Origin of the sequence: Pseudomonas veronii (assembly GCF_002028325.1) — a bacterium.
In the GTDB taxonomy this organism is placed as follows: domain Bacteria; phylum Pseudomonadota; class Gammaproteobacteria; order Pseudomonadales; family Pseudomonadaceae; genus Aquipseudomonas; species Aquipseudomonas veronii.
Map to the genome: position 1 here is coordinate 2,844,758 of NZ_CP018420.1, position 17,612 is coordinate 2,862,369.

The window sequence follows — 17,612 nt, forward strand, 5'->3', positions numbered from 1 at the left end:
ACCACCTTGCTGCTGCGAAACAGATTGGGTGGCAACTGTGCGCGGGTTCGCAGACCAGGAAGAATCACCCCCGGCAGACCCGAAGGTCTCCCACGCACAGCCGCCATAAACGAGGCGCAGACGGACGCCGCCTGAGGGTCTGATGACTGTGCAGGTTGATTCTATTGTGTAGGGCTGCGAAACCCTGTCGCCGACCAATGCCAGCGACGGGGCGAACTATAAGGTGCGGTTAATCGAGGCGCAACCGACAGGCTGTTTCAAACTCCACCCACCAGCGTCCCTTCCGCCATCCGCCGCTTATACGCACTGTCCCGACTCGCCAACCAGAAATACAACGGCGACGTCACCACCAACCCCACCACCCACGACAAATCCGCGCCGTTGATGTGCTGCGAAATCGGCCCCACGTACAGCGGTGTGTTCATGAACGGAATCTGCACCGCGATCCCCACCGCATAGGCCAGCAGCGCCTGGGGGTTGTAGCGCCCGTAGATCCCGCCGTCCACGCGGAAGATCGATGCAATGTCGTACTTGCCTTTATGGATCGCATAGAAGTCGATCAGGTTGATCGCCGTCCACGGCACCAGTACCACCAGCAGCACCAGGACCATGTCGACGAAGTGGCCGATAAAGTCTTTCGAGGCAAATACCGCGGCCACCGAACAGGCCGCGAGTACGATGATCGAGATCACGGCGCGGCTTTTCGCGGTGGGGATCCAGCGGTAGGCGAAGGTCTGCACCAGGGTGATGATCGACAGCACCGCGCCGTACAGGTTGAGGGCGTTGTGGCTGATCACGCTGAGCAAGAACAGCACCAGCATCAATGGGCCGATGGCGCCGGTGGCGAGTTTGACCGCGTCCATGGTGTCCATGCCCACCGGGGTGGCGAGCACCGCGACGGCGCCGAAGATGAACGACAGGCTCGAACCCAGCGCCGAGCCCAGGTAGGTGGTCCAGAAGGTCGACGCGACGGGTACGTCGGCCGGCAGGTAGCGCGAATAGTCGGAGACGTAGGGCGCGAATGCGATCTGCCACAGCGCCGCCAGGGACACGGTGGCCAGCCAGCCGGAGAGGTTGAAGCTGCCGCGGGTCAGAAAGTCGCTGGTCTGTATATGGCTGAAGATGTAGCCGAAACCCAGCACGATCCCCGCGCCCAGCACCCAGGTGCCGATGCGGTTGAGTACGTGGATGAAACGGTAGCCGATGATGCCGATGATCCCGGAACCGATGGCGCCGATCACGATGCCCACCGGCACGGGCACGCTGTCGACCACACCGTGCAGGGATTTACCGGCCAGCACGATGTTGGAGGCGAAGAAGCCGATGTACATCACCCCGGCGATCACCACCACCAGCAACGCGCCGAGGGAGCCGAATTGTGCGCGGCTCTGGATCATTTGCGGGATGCCCATCTGCGGGCCCTGGGCCGAGTGCAATGCCATCAGCACGCCGCCGACCAGGTGGCCGACGAGGATGGCGACGATGCCCCAGATCAGATTGAGATGGAACAGTTGCACGCCCAGCGCACCCGTGACGATCGGCAACGGCGCGATGTTGCCGCCGAACCACAGGGTGAACAGGTCTCTTACCTTTCCGTGGCGATCTTCCGGGGGCACGTATCCAATCGTGTGTTTTTCGATAAGCGGGGCGCTGGATGTTGCAGTGGTAACCATGACGAGCTCCAAGGCAAGGTGAGTACGTTGACGTACTTCGCTGTACGCCGCTCAGCGGCGCTTTGTTGTTGGAGCGATCATCTGCAATGGGGGCGGGGAGGTAAATTAGTAAGTTTGTTGCTATAGACCTTAAAAAAAGTATCTCGCGTGGCCACGCGCTCCGGTATGTTGCCCGCTTGTGTCCTGGGGCGAAGTCCCACATTTGCGGAGGGCCCGATGGCTGCCTATAACCTGCGCCAGCTCAGATATTTCGTCACCACGGCCGAGTGCGGCAGCGTCGCCGAGGCGTCGCGCAAGCTGTATATCGCGCAACCGTCGGTGTCCACCGCGATCAAGCAACTGGAAGACAGCTTTGGCGTGCAGTTGTTTATCCGCCATCACGCCCAGGGCGTGTCGCTCACCCCCAGCGGCGCGCGCTTTTATCGCAAGGCGCTGGAGCTGCTGCGGGTGGCCCACGAGTTCGAGCAGAATGCCCTGGCCGACAATGACGTGGTGGCGGGGCAGATCGATATCGGCTGCTTTGAAACCGTCGCGCCGCTGTACCTGCCGCGTTTGATCGCCGGTTTCAAGGCGCGCTGGCCGGGGGTGGAAATCCGCATGCGCGATGGCGAGCAGCAGGAGTTGGTGCAGGCGCTGACGGCCGGCAGTATCGACGTGGCGATGCTGTTCGAGCATGACCTGGGCGCGACCATCGAGACCACGCCGTTGATGCCGCCGCAGCAGCCGTATGCGCTGTTGCCGGCCGATCACCGCTTTGCGCAGCAGGCCAAGGTGTCGCTGGCGGACCTGGTGCTGGAGCCGATGATCCTGCTGGATGTACTGCCGAGCCGCACGTACTTCGTGAGCATCTTTGAAGAGCGCGGCTTGACGCCGAACATCGTGTTCAGCTCGCCGTCGATCGAGATGGTGCGGGGCATGGTGGGGCGCGGGTTTGGCTTTTCGATTCTGGTGACCAGGCCGTTTACCGAGTACACCTATGACGGCCAGAAAGTCGTGTGCCTGCCGCTGGCGGAAACCGTCACCGGCTCGGGCTTGTCGGCCGTGTGGTTGCGCCGCGCACCGTTGACCAAGCCGGTGCAGTTGTTCGTCGATTACTGCCGCGAGGAACTGGCGCGTTTGCTCGCCTGATCGGCGCGCTCAAGCCTGGGCCAACAACGCATCGGCCCGGCTGTCCTGGGTCACGCAGGCGTCAACTCTGATCGGCGCTGGGATTACTCCTCGGGCCCGACATTCCGGATGTTCAGTTGCTTCAACCGTGCGTCGAGTTGTGTGCCGAAGTTGTTGACCGCCTTCAAGTGCCCTGGGCTGTAAGTGTCATCCGGACGGTCCGGGCGGAAGTGGACGGACAGCGGCACCACGTTGCCCGGCGGGTTCAAGTTGTTATCGAGGTAGGGCTTGCCGTGGCTCGGGTTCAGATCCTTGATGCCGTTAGCTTCTGCCACGTCAAAAAAGACATCCAGCGTGCGGTATGCATCCTCTTCTCTTACGCCCATGCGTATGCTTTCCCTGTCAGGTACACCCGCTTCGGGGCGCTGACGCAACTCTTCAGGCGGCGCAGCGTTGAGCGGGTTGTTCAACGGCGAGTGCGGTGGAATTCCTATCATGGTCAATACTCAAAGGCTGTTGAAGTGAAAACGGCTATTAGCCGTTTTCCTATGTGGGCCGCCTTCAAGTACGGTTCCATCAGCTGCGGGTAGCGATTGATGCAGGGTATGTCGCCGGCACAGCCGAGGGCCGTCAACGCAGCGCGTTCAGCATGCTGTGCAACATCTGATCGCACTGTGCCAACTGCGCCACACTCACAAACTCGTCCGGCTTATGCCCCTGGTCCATGCTGCCGGGCCCGCACACCACCGTGGGAATGCCCACCGCGTCGAACAACCCGCCCTCGGTGCCGAACGCTACCGTGCCAAACGCCCGCGAGCCACAAAATGCCGCGATCAACTCGGCCGCCTCGCTCTGCTGATCGGTCATCAGCCCCGGATACGCCGACAGCTCGGTAAAGCGAATCGCACTCTGCGCGCTCACCGCCTGCATGCGCGGCAATACCTGCTGCTCGGCGTAGGCGCGCAATTCATCCGCCACCGCTTGCGGGGCCTGACCCGGCAGTGCGCGGACCTCAAAATCAAACCGGCAGTCGGCGGGCACGATGTTCAACGCCTTGCCCCCGCCAATCACCCCGGTTTGCACCGTACTGAACGGCGGATCAAAGCGCGCATCCTGCTTATCGCGCAGCCGTTGGCCGATGCGTCCCAGTTCGCCGATCAATTCGGCGGCATGCTCGATCGCATTCACGCCATGGGGCGCATACGCCGAATGACAGGCCGCGCCATGCACATCGCAGCGCATCGCCAGCTTGCCTTTATGGCCGAGCACCGGTTTGAGTTCGGTCGGTTCACCGATGATGCACAGCATCGGCTTCACCGGCCGCTGCGCCAGCACGCTGAGCAACGAGCGCACGCCCAGGCAACCGACTTCTTCGTCGTAGGAGAGGGCGATATGCACCGGCCGGCGCAACGTCGCCGCGACCAGCGCCGGCACCAGGGCCAGCACACAGGCGATGTAGCCCTTCATGTCCGCAGTGCCCCGGCCGAACAGCCGGCCGTCGCGTTCGGTCAGTTCAAACGGCGGCACGCTCCACGGTTGCCCATCCACCGGCACGACATCGGTATGCCCGGACAGCACAATCCCGGGCACCTCCACCGGGCCGACGCTGGCAAACAGGTTGGCCTTGGTGCGGGCCTCGTTGTAGATCAGTTCGCTGGCCACGCCGTGACTCGCCAGGTAATCGCGCACAAAGGCGATCAACTGCAGGTTGGACTCGCGGCTGGTGGTATCGAACCCCACCAGCGTCTGCAGCAATGCGCGGCTGCGGCTCATCGCTCGTCCCCGGCGACGCCATAGCCGGGCGCGTGGTCGGGGGCCAGGGCGCGGTCGATGTAGGCCTGCACTTGTGGGCGATAGGCATCCCACAGCGTGTGCAGTTGACCGATCGGGTTGGCGTCGGCCCAATCCACCCGCAGGTCGATGATCGGCCAGGTCAGTTCGCCCACCACCTGCAACGCGGCCGAATGCACCGGGCCGGCTTCGCCACCGGCGGCGATGGCGGCATGCATCGCGGCCAAGAGTCGCTCGGCCAGTTGGCCTTCGCCTTGCTCGAAGGCCTGGACCATCGCCTCGATCACTGCGCGGTCGGCGAGCATATTGCCGGCCGCGACGCACTGTTCGCCCGACACCGCGTGGTGCTTGCCGAGGGTTTGGCTGCCGCTGAAATGCACGCTGCGGCCCAGGTGATCGATCGCGGTCAGTTGGCGGTATTGGCTGTAGCCGTTGCGGGTCAGCGCCTGGTCGATTGCGGCGGCGGGGGCCAGGCCTTGTTCCAGCAGGTCGAGCACGTCCGGGCCGAGGGCCGGCAGCGTGATGTTCTGGGTCGCGACCGCACCGACACCCGGCCGCAGCCAGGGGCAGCGTGCGCCGACGGCTATGCTCGAAGAGCTGATGGCGATACCCAGTTGGCCGGTGTCGGCGCAGCGGCCGACGATTGAAAAGGTCATGTACGGCTCCTTACTCGGGAATCACGGCGATCACATCGATTTCCATCAGCCACTGCGGCTGGCCCAGGGCCGATACCACCAGCCCGGTGGAAATCGGGAACACGCCCTTGAGCCATTTGCCGACTTCCTGGTACACCGGCTCGCGGTAGCGCGGGTCGATCAGGTAGGTGGTGGTCTTGACGATATGGCTGAGGTCGCTGCCGGCTTCTTCCAGCAGTTGCTTGACGTTGCGCATGGCCTGCTCGGCCTGGGCACGCGGGTCGCCGAGGCCCACCAGGTTGCCGTCGAAATCGCTGCCGACCTGGCCGCGCACATACACGGTGTTGCCGGCGCGCACGGCCTGGCACAGGTCGTTGTCCAGGCTCTGGTTGGGGTAGGTTTGTTTAGTGTTGAACATGCGGATGCGCGTGTGGGTAGGCATCAAAAAACTCCGGGAAAGATGATCAGGCGCTGACAGGGGACGGGCGCACGAGCGGGGCCGCGACGCGATATTCGAGGTACTGACGCTGGGTGGCGATATGGTCGGCGAGGTATTTGGCGTCATGCCACACGCCCCAGATAAACGACGAGCCACGGCGCGACTGCCAGGGCAAGCCGAGGAAGTAGATGCCGGCTTCGCTGGACACGCCGCGCTGGTGCTGCGGCTTGCCGGCGGCGTCGAACGCATCGACCTTCAGCCAGCGGTAATCCACGGCAAAGCCGGTGGCCCAGATGATCGAGGTGATGCCGGCGCGGGCCAGGTCCAGTTGCAGGATCGGCTGTTTCACGCACTCGGCATCGGCGAAGACGCGCCGGGCTTCGGGCTCCACGGGCAGGTCGAGGCCGTTGCGTTCGATATACGCATCCGCCGCGTCCAGCAGGGCCAGGTAGTTTTCGTCGCCGCGTGCGAGGTTCTCCAGCAGGGTGGGTTGGAAGGTGGCCACGCCGCCATGGAAAGACTCGGTGGGCCCGACCAGGGTCATGCCGCGCAGGGCCAACTCACGGAAGTCGATGGTCTTGCCGCCGTGGGCGCCGCTCACGGCAATGGTCACGTGTTCGCGGCCGGGCTTGATCGCGGCCTGGTCCCATTCGCCCAGTACACCGAGCCACCAGCAGAAATCACGCTGGCGATAGGCGCGCGGCGGGCGGTCGTGGGCGCCGACCGACAGGTACACCTGACGGCCGCTGCGCTGCAGTTCATCGGCGATCTGCACCCCCGACGAGCCGGCGCCCACCACCAGCACCGCGCCTTGGGGCAGTTGGCCGGGGTTGCGATAGTCGGCGGAATGGATCTGATGCAGTGCCGTGTCTGTCGGCGCGATCGCCGGGATCACCGGCGTCTGGAACGGCCCGGTCGCCGCCACCACGCGGTTGGCTTCGATCACGCCGTCGCTGGTGTGTACGGTAAAACCGGGGCGGCCGACATTGCGCAGCACCGAGGTGACTTCCACGCCGGTGCGGATCGGCGCATTGAACTGGCGTGCATAGGCTTCGAAGTAATCCGCCACGCGCTCTTTCGGCGCGAAGGCATCCGGGGCGAGCCCCTCGAAGGCGAGGCCGGGAAAGCGGTCGTGCCAGGCCGGCCCGTTGGCCACCAACGAATCCCAGCGGCCGCTGCGCCAGCGCTCGGCGATCCGGCTGCGTTCCAGCACCAGGTGCGGCACGCCGTGCTTGCTCAAATGCTCGCTCATGGCCACGCCGGCCTGGCCGGCGCCTACCACCAGGGTGTCTGTTTGGGTGATTGCTTGCGTCATGTGTCTGTCCTTGCGTAATGCAGTTGGATTCAGCTTGGGCATGACTTCAAGGTAGGGGGCGGGCGGTTTTTAATAAAATATTATTAAGCTGGGAAGTGAGCATAAATATCGGATGCAAAGGGCCTCGGCAGGCGATGGCAAGGCGATGCTGGATCACCTCGAAGCGCTGGCGAGGACGCTCAGGATCGAGGAGTTGGTGCTGGATGCGAGGTTGAATGCGGCCACCCGTTACCGGCGGTGCGGGTAGGTGGGGCACGATGAGGCGATTCACCACTCGCCGTCGGGGTTGCAGTGGGCGTGTATCCCAAAAAAGCCGGCGATCTGTGTCTGTCGCGCAGCACTCCAGGTGGTTAGGGTCGGTTCACGTTAACTGACGACCGAGCCCACCATGGAACTCACTGCTGTCCCGTTTGGCATCACCGACTGGTCCACCCTCGAACCCGAGCTTCATCCAGGCATCACCGGCAGTGCCTGGTGGCGCACTGGCCACTTCGGCACCACCCGTGTACGCATGGTCGAATACACCCCCGGCTACCTGGCCGATCACTGGTGCTGGCGTGGGCATGTGCTGCTGTGCCTCGAAGGCGAGCTGCACACGGAACTGGAAGATGGCCGTCAATTCACGCTGACGGCCGGGATGAGTTATCAGGTGGGAAACAACATGGAAGGGCATCGCTCCTCGACGCGGGTTGGCGCCAAGCTGTTCATCGTGGATTGAACCGGCGCCAGCCCATCAATGCATCTTGCCAGGGGCCATGCCATCCAACCCGCGGGCAGCGGCCTTGACCTCGACGGTCTGCCGCTCGCCCTTGGCGTTTTCCACGGTCAAGGTCAGCGGCACCTGGTCGCCTTCCTTGATCTGCCCGGTCAGGCCCATCAGCATCACGTGATAACCGTCCGGGTCGAGCTTGACCGGGGTGCCTGCGGGCAGGGTGATCGAGTCCACCGGGCCCATTCGCATCACATCGTCCTTCATGCTCATTTCATGGATCTGCACGTCCTTGGCCACCGGCGAGGCGACGCGCAGCAGTTTGCTGTCGCTGTCGGCCGTCACGGTCATGAACGCGCCACTGGATGGCTGGCCCGGCACCGTGGCGCGCACCCACGCGTCGCTGACCTGGACCTGGGCGCTGGCGTGCGCGGCGAGGCCCAGCAGGGACAGGCCGATCAGGGTGCGCTTGAGGTGTTGAACGGCAGTCATTAGCAGACCTCCATGACGGTGAGCAGGTCTTCTGCACACTCTTTAGCGTTAAGGGATGCCGACAGGCCCAGGCGCAGGTTGCCGCGGGTGTCGAACACGAAACTGGTGGCGGTGTGGGACAGGGTGTAGGTGTCGCCGGCGGGGACCTTTTCATAAAAGATCCCGAATTCCTTGGCGGCCACGGCGATCTCTTCCGGGGTGCCATACAGCGCTTCGAAGCTGGGGTCGAAGGCCTTGACGTAGCGGTCGAGGATCTCTGGCGTGTCGCGCTCGGGGTCGAGGGTGATAAAGATCACCTGCATGATCTCGCCGTCGCGGCCCATCAGTTTCTTGGCCTGGGCGGCGCGGGCGAGGGTGGTCGGGCACACGGCCGGGCACTGGGTGAAGCCGAAAAACACCACCGGCATCAGGCCACGGTACGAACTCAAGGTGACGGTTTCACCCTGGGTATTCTTGAGCTTGAAGGTGCGGCCCATGATCTTGTCGCTCAAGTCCTTGCCGTACTTGAAATTCAACTTGGGGCTGTTGTCACAACCGGCCAGCAGGCCCAGACCCAACAGGCCCATGCCGGTCAGGACCTTGCGGCGGGTGAATAACGTACTCATCAACTGTGCATCCTGTGAAGCGCCTGCCTTGCTCTGGATCTATACGCCAGGCGTTGAAAAGGAGTAAACGCGGAGGGCGCCAAGTCTACCAACCCTGGCCGATGCGCGTAATCTGCGACGTTCTGCCACAGGGGCGCGCCGCGCTTCATCCCTGCGGGGCTTCGATGGTAGAGTCGCCGCCATGAAACTGCGCCGCTCGGACCGTTCGCTGATCGCCTGGACCCTGTACTTCTGTGTCCTGCTGAACCTGTTCGTGTGCGGTTTGGGCCATGGCCAGATGCTCGGCCAGCAGCTCAATGGTGTCGGTGGCGCGTTCTGTTCGGTGGACAGCAACCAGGCGCCACTTTCCGACAAAGGGTTGGGTAGCACGGCTTCCAGCGATATCTCGAACTACTTTGCCTGCCCGCTGTGCGCTGCCGCGAGCGTGGCCATCGTGTACCTGATCGGCCTGGCCTGGCTGCTGGGCCTCGGCCAGACCCCACGACCGGCCCATGAACGGCGCAACAAGGCGCCGCCGCGTTATTCCTGGCCCTCGGCCAACCCCCGCGCATCCCCCGCATTCTGACGTGTGCCTTGGGCTTCCTGTGATCAGGAGGCGTTTTATCGTCACGACTGTGAGTGCGTTTTATGAAGCCTCTATTGCCTGCCGGCGCCAGCCGCCTGGTCAGCAAGGCGGCGCGCCGCCTGCACACGGAGCCGGCGCGGCCGGAATACCCGAGCAATTCGCGTAGCTTCGTGCATCTGGATGCACGCCTATTGCCCTATTGGCACACCTTGTTCGACATCTGCCCGGCGCTGCTCAAGCTCGACCCGCCCGAGGGCTTGAACCTGTTTCGCAGCTTCATGACCTGGGCCTACCACAACCAGCTGGCGCAGGACTGGACCTGGCACCTGAACATCGGCCGTTGGCTGCTGGTCTCGCCGTACCGCGCGCAGATCGACGATGAACCGATCGACGCGTTCATGGCCGCGGCGGCGGCGCGGTGGGTCGATACCGATGACAGCCAGGCCCAGGGTGTGGTCCTGGCCTGGCAGGGTTCGGAAGTCTTCGATTGGAAGGGCAGCGCGTTTGCGCTTGATGAACAGCCGCCGTTGCCGCCTCCCGCCTGGGACTTCGCCTGGTGCCCGCTGACCCGGCGTGGCGGTTTCAGCGCTTGGTTGCCGGTGCCGTGAAGTGCCCGCCGCCGGCGCCCCGTGGAGGCTTGCACGCCCCGGCGAGGCTCGCGGGCTCCGGCGATTGTTACAAAAAGTGAAAAACTGAATGACGGTTTTAGCGACTATTTCCCGGCCGCCCAACGCTATACCGTGCGCGCACCCGTTAGATGCAGCACCACCCGACTGACAAAGAACAGGGTTGGGCTGTGACGGGTCGCCTCAATTACTTTCAGGAGCCTTCATGAACCACAAGACTTGCATGGCGCTCGCCGTCTCCCTGGGCGCCGCGCAGCAGGTGGCTGCGTCGGGTTTTATCGACGACAGCAAAGCCAGCCTCGACCTGCGCAATTTCTACTACAACCAGGACACCCGAAACGCCAAAGCCCCTACGGATAAGGAGTGGGGCCAGGCGTTCATGTTCAACTACCAGTCCGGTTTCACCGAGGGACTGGTCGGTTTTGGTCTGGACCTGCAAGCCATGTATGGCCTGCGCCTGGACGCCTCGGGGCGCGCGGGCAAGGCTGGTGAAGACAACACCCCCGGCAGTGTTTTCCCGTTGTCCGATGGCAAGGCCGCCAACGACTTCAGCAAGACCGGCGCCACCGGCAAGATGCGTATCTCCCAGACTCAGTTCAAAGCCGGCACGCTGATGCCCAAGCTGCCCGTGCTGACGACTGAAGACGGCCGGCTGTTGCCGCAGACGTTCCGTGGCTATCAAGTGGACTCCAAGGACCTGCAGGGCTTCAACCTGATCGCCGGTAAAATCGAGCAGGTACTGGACCGTAACTCCAGTAACGGCCAGGGCATGTCCATTGTCGGTGCGAATGATCCGGTCAAGGGTAAGTCCAGCAACCAGTTCTACTACGGTGGGGTGGATTATGCCGTCAGCAAGCAACTGCAACTGCAGTACTACTACGCCAACCTGGAGAATTTTTACCAGCAGCACTTCTTGGGCCTGATCCACAACTGGCAGTTGCCGGTGGGGCAGTTCAAGACTGACCTGCGCTATTTCTACAGCACCGCCGACGGCAAGAACGCCAGCGCCGCCGGGCGTGGCGAAGGCTATGTCAGCTCGGGGTATTACGGTGCGGGCGTCAACGCCGGCAAGGTCGACAACCGCCTGTGGAGTGCGCTGTTCACTTACGGCCTGTACGGGCATTCGCTGAGTCTCGGTTATCAGAAGACCACCGGTGAAAGTGACTTTCCGCATATCAACCAGGGGCAGGGTCGTTCGCTGTACCTGATCACCAACTCCCAGTCGCTGAAGTTCGTCAATGCCGGGGAACAGGCCACGGTAGGCAGCTACGCCTACGACTTCAGCAGCCTTGGCCTTCCGGGCCTGCGCTCGAGCGTGACCTACATCCGCGGCAGCCACATCCAGACGGCAGGTCGCGACAACAGCGAGTGGGAGCGCGACCTGCGTGTCGATTACGTGATCCCCTCGGGCACGTTCAAGGGCCTGGGCCTGACCTGGCGCGGTGCGGTGTGGCGCGGTAACGACACGGCCGACAAGGACGAGACGCGACTGATCGTCAGCTACAGCATCCCACTGCTGTAAGCCGCACTCTCGCAACGCTTGATCGGTATCAAGGCCACGCGTTGCGCCAGGCCGCACACTGAAGTCCCAACGGCCGGTCCCCTTGAGAGGCCACCATGCTTTACCCCGTGTTTTTAGTGGCTCACCTGTTCGCCGCGCTGATCTTCATCGGCACGGTGTTTTTCGAGGTGCTGATCCTGGGGCACCTGCACCGGCAATTGCCGGCGCGGGTGATGGTGTTGGTGGAGCAGGGCGTCGGCCAGCGTGCCCGGGTATTGATGCCGTGGGTGTTGCTGGTACTGTTCGGCGCGGGCCTGGGCATGGTCTGGCTGCGTTACCTGCCGGTGCTGGCTGCGCCGTCGGCCTCGGCTTTCGGCACCTTGCTGACCCTCAAGCTGATCCTGGCGGCCAGCGTGCTCCTGCATTTTCTGCTGACCATGGCGCGCATGCGCTGGGGCTCGGTGAGTGCGCGTTATGTCCGCTGGGTGCATCTGAGCCTGTTCGCGCACATGGTCGCCATTGTGCTGCTGGCCAAGGGCATGTTTTACCTGAACTGGTAGACGGGCGGGGCTGCGACCTTGATGCACATCAAGGCGTGTGGCCCAAGCGCACCGGACAATGCACCACCGCCGCCCGAACCGGAGTCCGTCATGCGTACCCTTCTTCATCCCGCTCGCTTTCGTCACGATCAAGGCGTGTTGGACTTGGCTTGCCAAACGGACACCCGTCGCTTCCATGCCGGTGTCGGCTCCCTTGACCTGTTGCGCGCCTTGCGCAACAGCCGCCAGTGCCAGCGGCCCTTGGCATTGAACCTGCACTGGCCGGCGGGCGACGTTGGCGCTGAGTATTTGCACAGCCTCACCCAGGAAATCCAACTGATCGGCTGCCAACTCGGCGGCCGCCAGCCGGTCGATCACTTTCACCTGCGCGGCACCACACCGGCGTTCGCCCAGGTGCAGCAGTTGATGGCGCAGTTGCACGAGCGCTTCAATTTTCTCGACCACGACCGGGGTGACTACTGCGTCGACCTCGACCCCGGGCACACGGACTGGGCCACCATGGGCCTGCTGCGCGAACAAGGTTTCAACCATGCAAGCATCGGCGTGCCGGACGCCAACCGCGAGGGGCCGCTGTGCCAGGCGCGGTATCAGGACCCGGCGCCGATCGAATCGCTGGTGGATGCGGCCCGCACCTTCGGGTTTCGCTCGGTGAACATCGACCTCGGCTACGGCCATGCCTGGCAGACCCCGGCCAGTATCGAGCTGAAACTGGCCAGCCTGATCGCCCTGGAGCCGGATCGCTTGCAGGTATTCGATTACGCCCATGCGCCTGTGCGCTATCAATCCCAACAACCCCAGGCGTTCAGCAGCGAGGCGGATAAGAGCGCGATGCGCCGTATTTGCTTCCAGCTCCTGGCCGCGGCGGGCTATCACTACATCGGCCTGGGGCAGTTCGCCCGTGCCGACGACGACCTCAAGCAAGCCCAGGAACGCGGGCGCCTGAGCCGTAACTGCGAAGGCTTCACCCTGCACGGTTACTGCGACCACATCGGTTTCGGCGTGGGCGCCATCAGCCAGATCGACACGTTGTGCGCGCAGAACACGGCCGATGCCCGCGAGTACCGTGAGCAATTGGGCAATGGTCAGCTCGCCACATGCCGGGGCTGGTTCCGCGAAACCTCTGACCCGGTGCGCCTGCACGTGGCCGAACGCCTGGCCTGTGACCTGGAGCTGGATGTGCAGGCGGTGGAACGGCGCTACGGCCTGGTGTTCGCACGCTATTTCGCCTACCTCTGGCCGTTGCTGGAAGCGCTGCACCGCGACGGTCTGATCGAGTTGTCCCCGACGTTCATCTGGTTGCTGCCCGCCGGCCTGCCACAGGTGGACGGTATTTGCGCATTGTTTGAACGTGCCGTGCTCGCCACCCCGGTCAGCGCCAACGACGAGGTGATCGACACATGAGTGCTTTTGAATTCGACCGTGCCCTGGTCCACAAATACGACCGACCGGGGCCACGCTATACCTCGTACCCGACCGCGCCGCAGTTCAACAGCGCCTTTGCCCTGGATGACTATCACCAGGCGGTCCGCGCCAGCCATGAGGTGGCCGCGCCCAAGGCGTTGTCGGTGTACATCCACATCCCGTTTTGCCAGAGCCTTTGCTATTACTGCGGTTGCCACAAGATCATCACCCGCAAGACCCATCGGGCCGTGGAGTACCTGGCGTATCTCAAGCGTGAGATCCAGATGCAGGCGGCGCTGTTCGAGCGTTCCCGGCGCCTGACCCAGTTGCACCTGGGCGGCGGTACGCCGACCTATCTGGACGACGCGCAATTGGCCGAGCTGATGGCCTGCCTGGCCGAACACTTCACCCTGGATGACAGCGACGCCCATGAGTTCTCCATCGAGGTCGACCCGCGCACCATCAGCGTTGAGCGGATCAACACGTTGCGCGGCCTGGGCTTCAATCGCCTGAGCTTCGGCGTGCAGGACTTCGACCCCGACGTGCAGGCGGCGGTCAATCGTGTGCAAAGCGAAGCGCAGATTCTGCAACTGGTGGCCGCAGCGCGTGAGGCGCGCTTCAAGTCGGTGAGCGTCGACTTGATCTATGGCCTGCCGCTGCAAACCGTGGACAGCTTCGACGTGACCTTGAGCAAGCTGATCGCCCTGCGCCCTGATCGGGTGGCGGCCTACAGCTACGCACACCTGCCGAGCCAGATCCGCGCCCAGCGCATGATCCGCCCCGAAGACATGCCGCCGCCGGCGCGCAAGCTGGAACTGCTGGAACTGACCATCCGCCGCCTGACCGAGGCCGGTTACGTCTACATCGGCATGGACCACTTCGCCTTGCCCGACGACGAGCTGGCGCTGGCCCGTGCCAACGGTACCTTGCAGCGCAACTTCCAGGGCTATTCGACCCACGCCGACTGCGACCTGATCGGCCTCGGCGTGTCGGCCATCGGCAAAGTCGGTGACAGCTACAGCCAGAGCGTCAAGGAACTGTCCCAGTACTACGCCCGACTCGACGCGGGGATGCTGCCGGTGCAGCGCGGCTATCGGCTCAACCCGGATGACGTACTGCGCCGCGAGGTGATCAATGGCCTGATGTGTGATGGTCGAGTCGACTTCCCACAGATCGAGGCCACCCATGGCGTGCGCTTCAACGACTATTTCGCCGAGGCACTGCTGCAATTGGACGAGCAGGTGGCGGACGGGTTATTGCTGATCCAGGCCGATGCGCTGCAACTGTTACCCAAGGGCCAACTGATGGTGCGCAGCGTGGCGATGGCCTTTGACGCCTACCTGGGCGGCGCGCACAAAGGCCAGTTTTCCCGCACGGTTTAAGCGAAGAGGCCTGTATCCGCTGTGGGAGCTGTTGATCGCCATGTCCGCCCGCAGCGCGGTCCCACATTTGATCGTGGTTGTTTTTGAATACTGGGCTAGTCGGCAAAACTGCGATCGAAGAAATAAATCTTCCCAGGCTTCAAGTTCTCCATCGTCGCCTGGGGCCTGCCGCCTTCGCCTTGTTTCTTGCGCCCCGTTTCCCGCAAATACTCCTGCTCAGTCAGCTTCAGCAAACGCTGGCGAATGCTGGTCTTCAACACCGGCCGCGCGAGCACCAGTGAGAAGATCGCCGTCGCTTCCGGTGCGCTGAATTCCTGGCCCAGGAACATCAGCGGCAAGCTGCTGTACAGCGACTTGGACAGTAACCGCTCCTGCACGGCGGCCACGATGGCGTTGTGATCGAACGGCAACTTGATGCGGCCGTCGGCTACCGCATCCAGCGAAAACCAGCCTTGATGCTCGCCCAGCGTCACCTCATCCGCGATGATCGCCAGGTAGAAAGTGGACGACGACCAGCAACGCGGGTCGCGGAACGCGTCGCCCACCGTACCCACTTGCTCGCTCCACACCAGGTCGAGGCCGACTTTGTCACTCGCGCGCAGGCGCTCCACGGCATCCGTGAGGCTCAGGTCCTGCACGTCGCCATTCACCACCATACCCGGCAGGGCCCAATGCCCGGCGAAGGGTTCGGCGTCGCGCTTGTTCAGCAGCAGCTTCAGTTCTCCTGCCGCGCGGCAGTAGAACAGCACGCACAGGTCGACGGTGTGGAGGTAGGCGCTAAGTGGCATGTGCAGTCCTTCTAAACAGCGGGGGGCACAGTCTAACGGATCGAACAAATATGTCATGTACTGACTAAAGCCTAGATAAACAAATCTTTCTTGCAATGAAAGTACATGACGTGTACTTTTGTTTTCAGGCCACAGGAGACCCGCCATGACCCTCTCGAAACATGCCATCGCTTCATTCGACGTCGACGCCCAGAAGAGCTTTACGCCGCTGTGCCCCAACGAATTGCCAGTGGCCGAAGGGGACCTCATCGGTGCCGAACTCAACTACATGGCCAGCCTCGCGGGCTACCGTGTCGGCAGCAAGGACGCCCACACTCCGCATGCGCCGTGGGTGGTCAAGCAACACAGCGAGATGCTGCAACCCACCGGCCTGGCTCACGCCGATGTCACCTGGGTCAGCCACTGCGTGCCGGGCACCGAGGGCTTCACCCTGCTCGACGAACTGCCCACCCCGTATGACTACGATTACTTCATCTGGAAAGGTGTCGAACCCGACCTGCACCCTTACGGCGCCTGCTACCACGACCTGCACGACAAGCTGTCCACGGGCGTGATCGAGTACCTCAAGGCCCAGGGCGTAAGCCGCGTGATCGTCGGCGGCCTGGCCCTCGACTACTGCGTCAAGACCACCGCGTTGCAACTGCTCAAGGCCGGCCTGGAAGTGGTGCTGCACCTGCCGGCGTGCCGCGGTATTACGCAGGAGGGCGGCGTACAGGCCGTCAACGAGTTGCTCAAGGCCGGTGCCGGCATCAGCCGCACCCGCGAAGAACTGGCCGCGATGGCCACGCGTTAAGGAGATACGCCATGGAAAGTGCCTACGACTACGAAACCCCGGTGATCCAGGGTTTGCTCGACACCGACTACTACACCTTCACCATGATGCAGGCTGTGTTGCACCAGCATCCGAATGTCGACGTCGAGTACAACTTCATCGTCCGTTCCAAGGAAAAACTGGGCCACTTGATCCCGCAACTGCGCGATGAACTGGAAAAACTCGCCGGCCTGCAGATGCGCGAAGGCGAGCTGCGCTTTCTGTTCAACCCACGCTTTCGCGAATACCTCACGCCGGATTACGAGCGCTTCCTCGGCCTGTTCCGCTTCAACCTGCGCTATATCCACGTCAGCGAAGTCGACGGCCAACTGAACATCCGCGTCGTCGGCCCGATGTTGCACTGCATCATGTTCGAACAGCCGGTATTGGCGCTGGTCAGCGAGCTGCGCAACCGTGACAAATACCCCGATGTGAGCCTGGAGGACGTCACCCGCAAGCTCTACCAGAAATTCGACTGGCTGGAGAAAAACCTCAGCCGCGACGAACTTGCCGACCTGCGCGTCTCCGACTTTTCCACGCGCCGGCGCCTGTCGTTCAAGACCCAGCGCGAAGTGGTGGACATCATGCGCCGCGACTTCCCCGGCCAGTTCGTCGGCACCAGCAACGCGCACCTGGCCTACGCGTTCGACCTGCCGCTGATCGGCACCATGGCCCACCAATGGTTGATGGTGCACCAGCAACTGGGCCGCCTGCGCGAAAGCCAGAACGCCGCCCTGGAAAACTGGGTACGTGAATACCGCGGCCGCCTGGGTATCGCCCTGACCGACTGCATCAGCACGGACTTCTTCCTGAAGGACTTCGACCTGTACTTCGCCAAGCTCTACGACGGCCTGCGCCAGGACTCCGGCGACCCTATCGTCTGGGCCGATAAAGTCCTGGCCCGCTACAAACAACTGGGTATCGACCCGATGACCAAGGACCTGATGTTCTCCGACGGCCTGAACTTCGAGAAATGCCTGCCGATCCTGCGCCATGTGCGCGGCAAGGCCAGGTTCGGCTTCGGCATGGGCACCAGCCTGGCCTGCGATGTGGAAGGCGTCGAGCCGCTGAGCATCGTGATGAAACTGGTGCGGGTACACGGTGAGCCGGTGGTGAAATTCTCGGATGACCCGATCAAGAATGTCTGCGAAGACGCTTCGTTTTTGCGGTACGCAACGCAAGTATTCAACGTCGGCCGCGTGGAGGTGTGAC

19 protein-coding genes and 1 pseudogene are annotated in these 17,612 nt (G+C 63.1%); 11 read left to right on the forward strand and 9 right to left on the reverse strand.

From position 1 onward, the window contains the following. Window positions 1-257: 257 nt before the first annotated feature. Window positions 258-1,673, reverse strand: coding sequence for a purine-cytosine permease family protein (locus PverR02_RS13265; RefSeq protein ID WP_046488423.1), 1,416 nt, complete (start codon window positions 1,671-1,673; stop codon window positions 258-260). Between the two features lie 216 nt (window positions 1,674-1,889). Between PverR02_RS13265 and PverR02_RS13270 the strand changes: the two genes are divergently transcribed. Then, complete coding sequence (locus PverR02_RS13270) at window positions 1,890-2,801, forward strand: LysR substrate-binding domain-containing protein (RefSeq protein WP_046383797.1); 912 nt, start codon at window positions 1,890-1,892, stop codon at window positions 2,799-2,801. An 83-nt stretch (window positions 2,802-2,884) separates the two neighbouring features. Here the strand turns inward: PverR02_RS13270 and PverR02_RS13275 are convergent, their stop codons facing one another. The 5 genes from PverR02_RS13275 to PverR02_RS13295 form a co-directional block, all read right to left on the reverse strand. After that, window positions 2,885-3,277, reverse strand: a complete 393-nt coding sequence (locus tag PverR02_RS13275; protein WP_152032005.1) for a hypothetical protein — start codon at window positions 3,275-3,277, stop codon at window positions 2,885-2,887. A 133-nt stretch (window positions 3,278-3,410) separates the two neighbouring features. Then, complete coding sequence (gene argE / locus PverR02_RS13280) at window positions 3,411-4,553, reverse strand: acetylornithine deacetylase (RefSeq protein ID WP_079443599.1); 1,143 nt, start codon at window positions 4,551-4,553, stop codon at window positions 3,411-3,413. After that, entirely contained in the window at window positions 4,550-5,227 is a 678-nt protein-coding gene (locus PverR02_RS13285) for a DUF1028 domain-containing protein (protein WP_079443600.1), read from the reverse strand. Before PverR02_RS13285 ends, argE begins: the two co-directional genes overlap by 4 nt. A gap of 10 nt (window positions 5,228-5,237) precedes the next feature. Beyond that, entirely contained in the window at window positions 5,238-5,648 is a 411-nt protein-coding gene (locus tag PverR02_RS13290) for a RidA family protein (protein ID WP_046383793.1), read from the reverse strand. 22 nt (window positions 5,649-5,670) lie between these two features. Then, a complete protein-coding gene (locus tag PverR02_RS13295; RefSeq protein ID WP_370737531.1) occupies window positions 5,671-7,002 on the reverse strand; it encodes a flavin-containing monooxygenase in 1,332 nt (443 codons plus the stop codon). Between the two features lie 88 nt (window positions 7,003-7,090). Between PverR02_RS13295 and PverR02_RS32585 the strand changes: the two are divergent. Both PverR02_RS32585 and PverR02_RS13305 read left to right on the forward strand, forming a co-directional pair. After that, window positions 7,091-7,330 (forward strand): annotated as a pseudogene (locus PverR02_RS32585) (GNAT family N-acetyltransferase); the annotation flags it as partial. Between the two features lie 18 nt (window positions 7,331-7,348). After that, window positions 7,349-7,678, forward strand: a complete 330-nt coding sequence (locus PverR02_RS13305; RefSeq protein ID WP_046383791.1) for a DHCW motif cupin fold protein — start codon at window positions 7,349-7,351, stop codon at window positions 7,676-7,678. A gap of 15 nt (window positions 7,679-7,693) precedes the next feature. On the opposite strand, the gene PverR02_RS13310 is transcribed toward PverR02_RS13305, so the two are convergent. Continuing rightward, window positions 7,694-8,161: a copper chaperone PCu(A)C gene (locus PverR02_RS13310; RefSeq protein ID WP_046383790.1), complete on the reverse strand. Its 468-nt coding sequence runs from the start codon at window positions 8,159-8,161 to the stop codon at window positions 7,694-7,696. Further along, window positions 8,161-8,766 carry an SCO family protein gene (locus PverR02_RS13315; RefSeq protein WP_046383789.1) on the reverse strand — a complete coding sequence of 202 codons (606 nt, stop codon included), beginning with the start codon at window positions 8,764-8,766 and terminating at the stop codon, window positions 8,161-8,163. The genes PverR02_RS13310 and PverR02_RS13315 overlap by 1 nt, the downstream gene beginning before the upstream one ends. Before the next feature lie 181 nt (window positions 8,767-8,947). Here PverR02_RS13315 and PverR02_RS13320 point away from each other — a divergent pair, with 181 nt between their 5' ends. From PverR02_RS13320 to hemN, 6 genes are all read left to right on the forward strand, one after another. Next, window positions 8,948-9,331: a DUF2946 domain-containing protein gene (locus PverR02_RS13320; protein ID WP_079443601.1), complete on the forward strand. Its 384-nt coding sequence runs from the start codon at window positions 8,948-8,950 to the stop codon at window positions 9,329-9,331. A 62-nt stretch (window positions 9,332-9,393) separates the two neighbouring features. Beyond that, window positions 9,394-9,939, forward strand: a complete 546-nt coding sequence (locus PverR02_RS13325; protein ID WP_079443602.1) for a putative natural product biosynthesis protein — start codon at window positions 9,394-9,396, stop codon at window positions 9,937-9,939. A gap of 223 nt (window positions 9,940-10,162) precedes the next feature. After that, on the forward strand, window positions 10,163-11,479 hold the full coding sequence (locus tag PverR02_RS13330; RefSeq protein ID WP_079443603.1) for an OprD family porin: 1,317 nt from the start codon (window positions 10,163-10,165) through the stop codon (window positions 11,477-11,479). Window positions 11,480-11,574: 95 nt separating this feature from the next. Then, window positions 11,575-12,018 (forward strand): CopD family copper resistance protein, encoded by a 444-nt coding sequence (locus tag PverR02_RS13335; protein ID WP_046383785.1) that lies wholly within the window; start codon window positions 11,575-11,577, stop codon window positions 12,016-12,018. A 90-nt stretch (window positions 12,019-12,108) separates the two neighbouring features. Continuing rightward, window positions 12,109-13,419 carry an oxygen-independent coproporphyrinogen III oxidase gene (locus PverR02_RS13340; protein ID WP_046488404.1) on the forward strand — a complete coding sequence of 437 codons (1,311 nt, stop codon included), beginning with the start codon at window positions 12,109-12,111 and terminating at the stop codon, window positions 13,417-13,419. Then, a complete protein-coding gene (hemN, locus tag PverR02_RS13345; RefSeq protein ID WP_046383783.1) occupies window positions 13,416-14,801 on the forward strand; it encodes an oxygen-independent coproporphyrinogen III oxidase in 1,386 nt (461 codons plus the stop codon). The genes PverR02_RS13340 and hemN overlap by 4 nt, the downstream gene beginning before the upstream one ends. 95 nt (window positions 14,802-14,896) lie before the next feature. Here hemN and PverR02_RS13350 read toward each other — a convergent pair whose 3' ends face one another. After that, window positions 14,897-15,589 carry an NUDIX hydrolase gene (locus tag PverR02_RS13350; RefSeq protein WP_079443604.1) on the reverse strand — a complete coding sequence of 231 codons (693 nt, stop codon included), beginning with the start codon at window positions 15,587-15,589 and terminating at the stop codon, window positions 14,897-14,899. Window positions 15,590-15,734: 145 nt separating this feature from the next. Between PverR02_RS13350 and PverR02_RS13355 the strand changes: the two genes are divergently transcribed. Then, on the forward strand, window positions 15,735-16,382 hold the full coding sequence (locus PverR02_RS13355) for a nicotinamidase (RefSeq protein WP_046488398.1): 648 nt from the start codon (window positions 15,735-15,737) through the stop codon (window positions 16,380-16,382). Between the two features lie 11 nt (window positions 16,383-16,393). Continuing rightward, entirely contained in the window at window positions 16,394-17,611 is a 1,218-nt protein-coding gene (pncB, locus tag PverR02_RS13360; RefSeq protein WP_079443605.1) for a nicotinate phosphoribosyltransferase, read from the forward strand. Window position 17,612 lies beyond the last annotated feature (1 nt).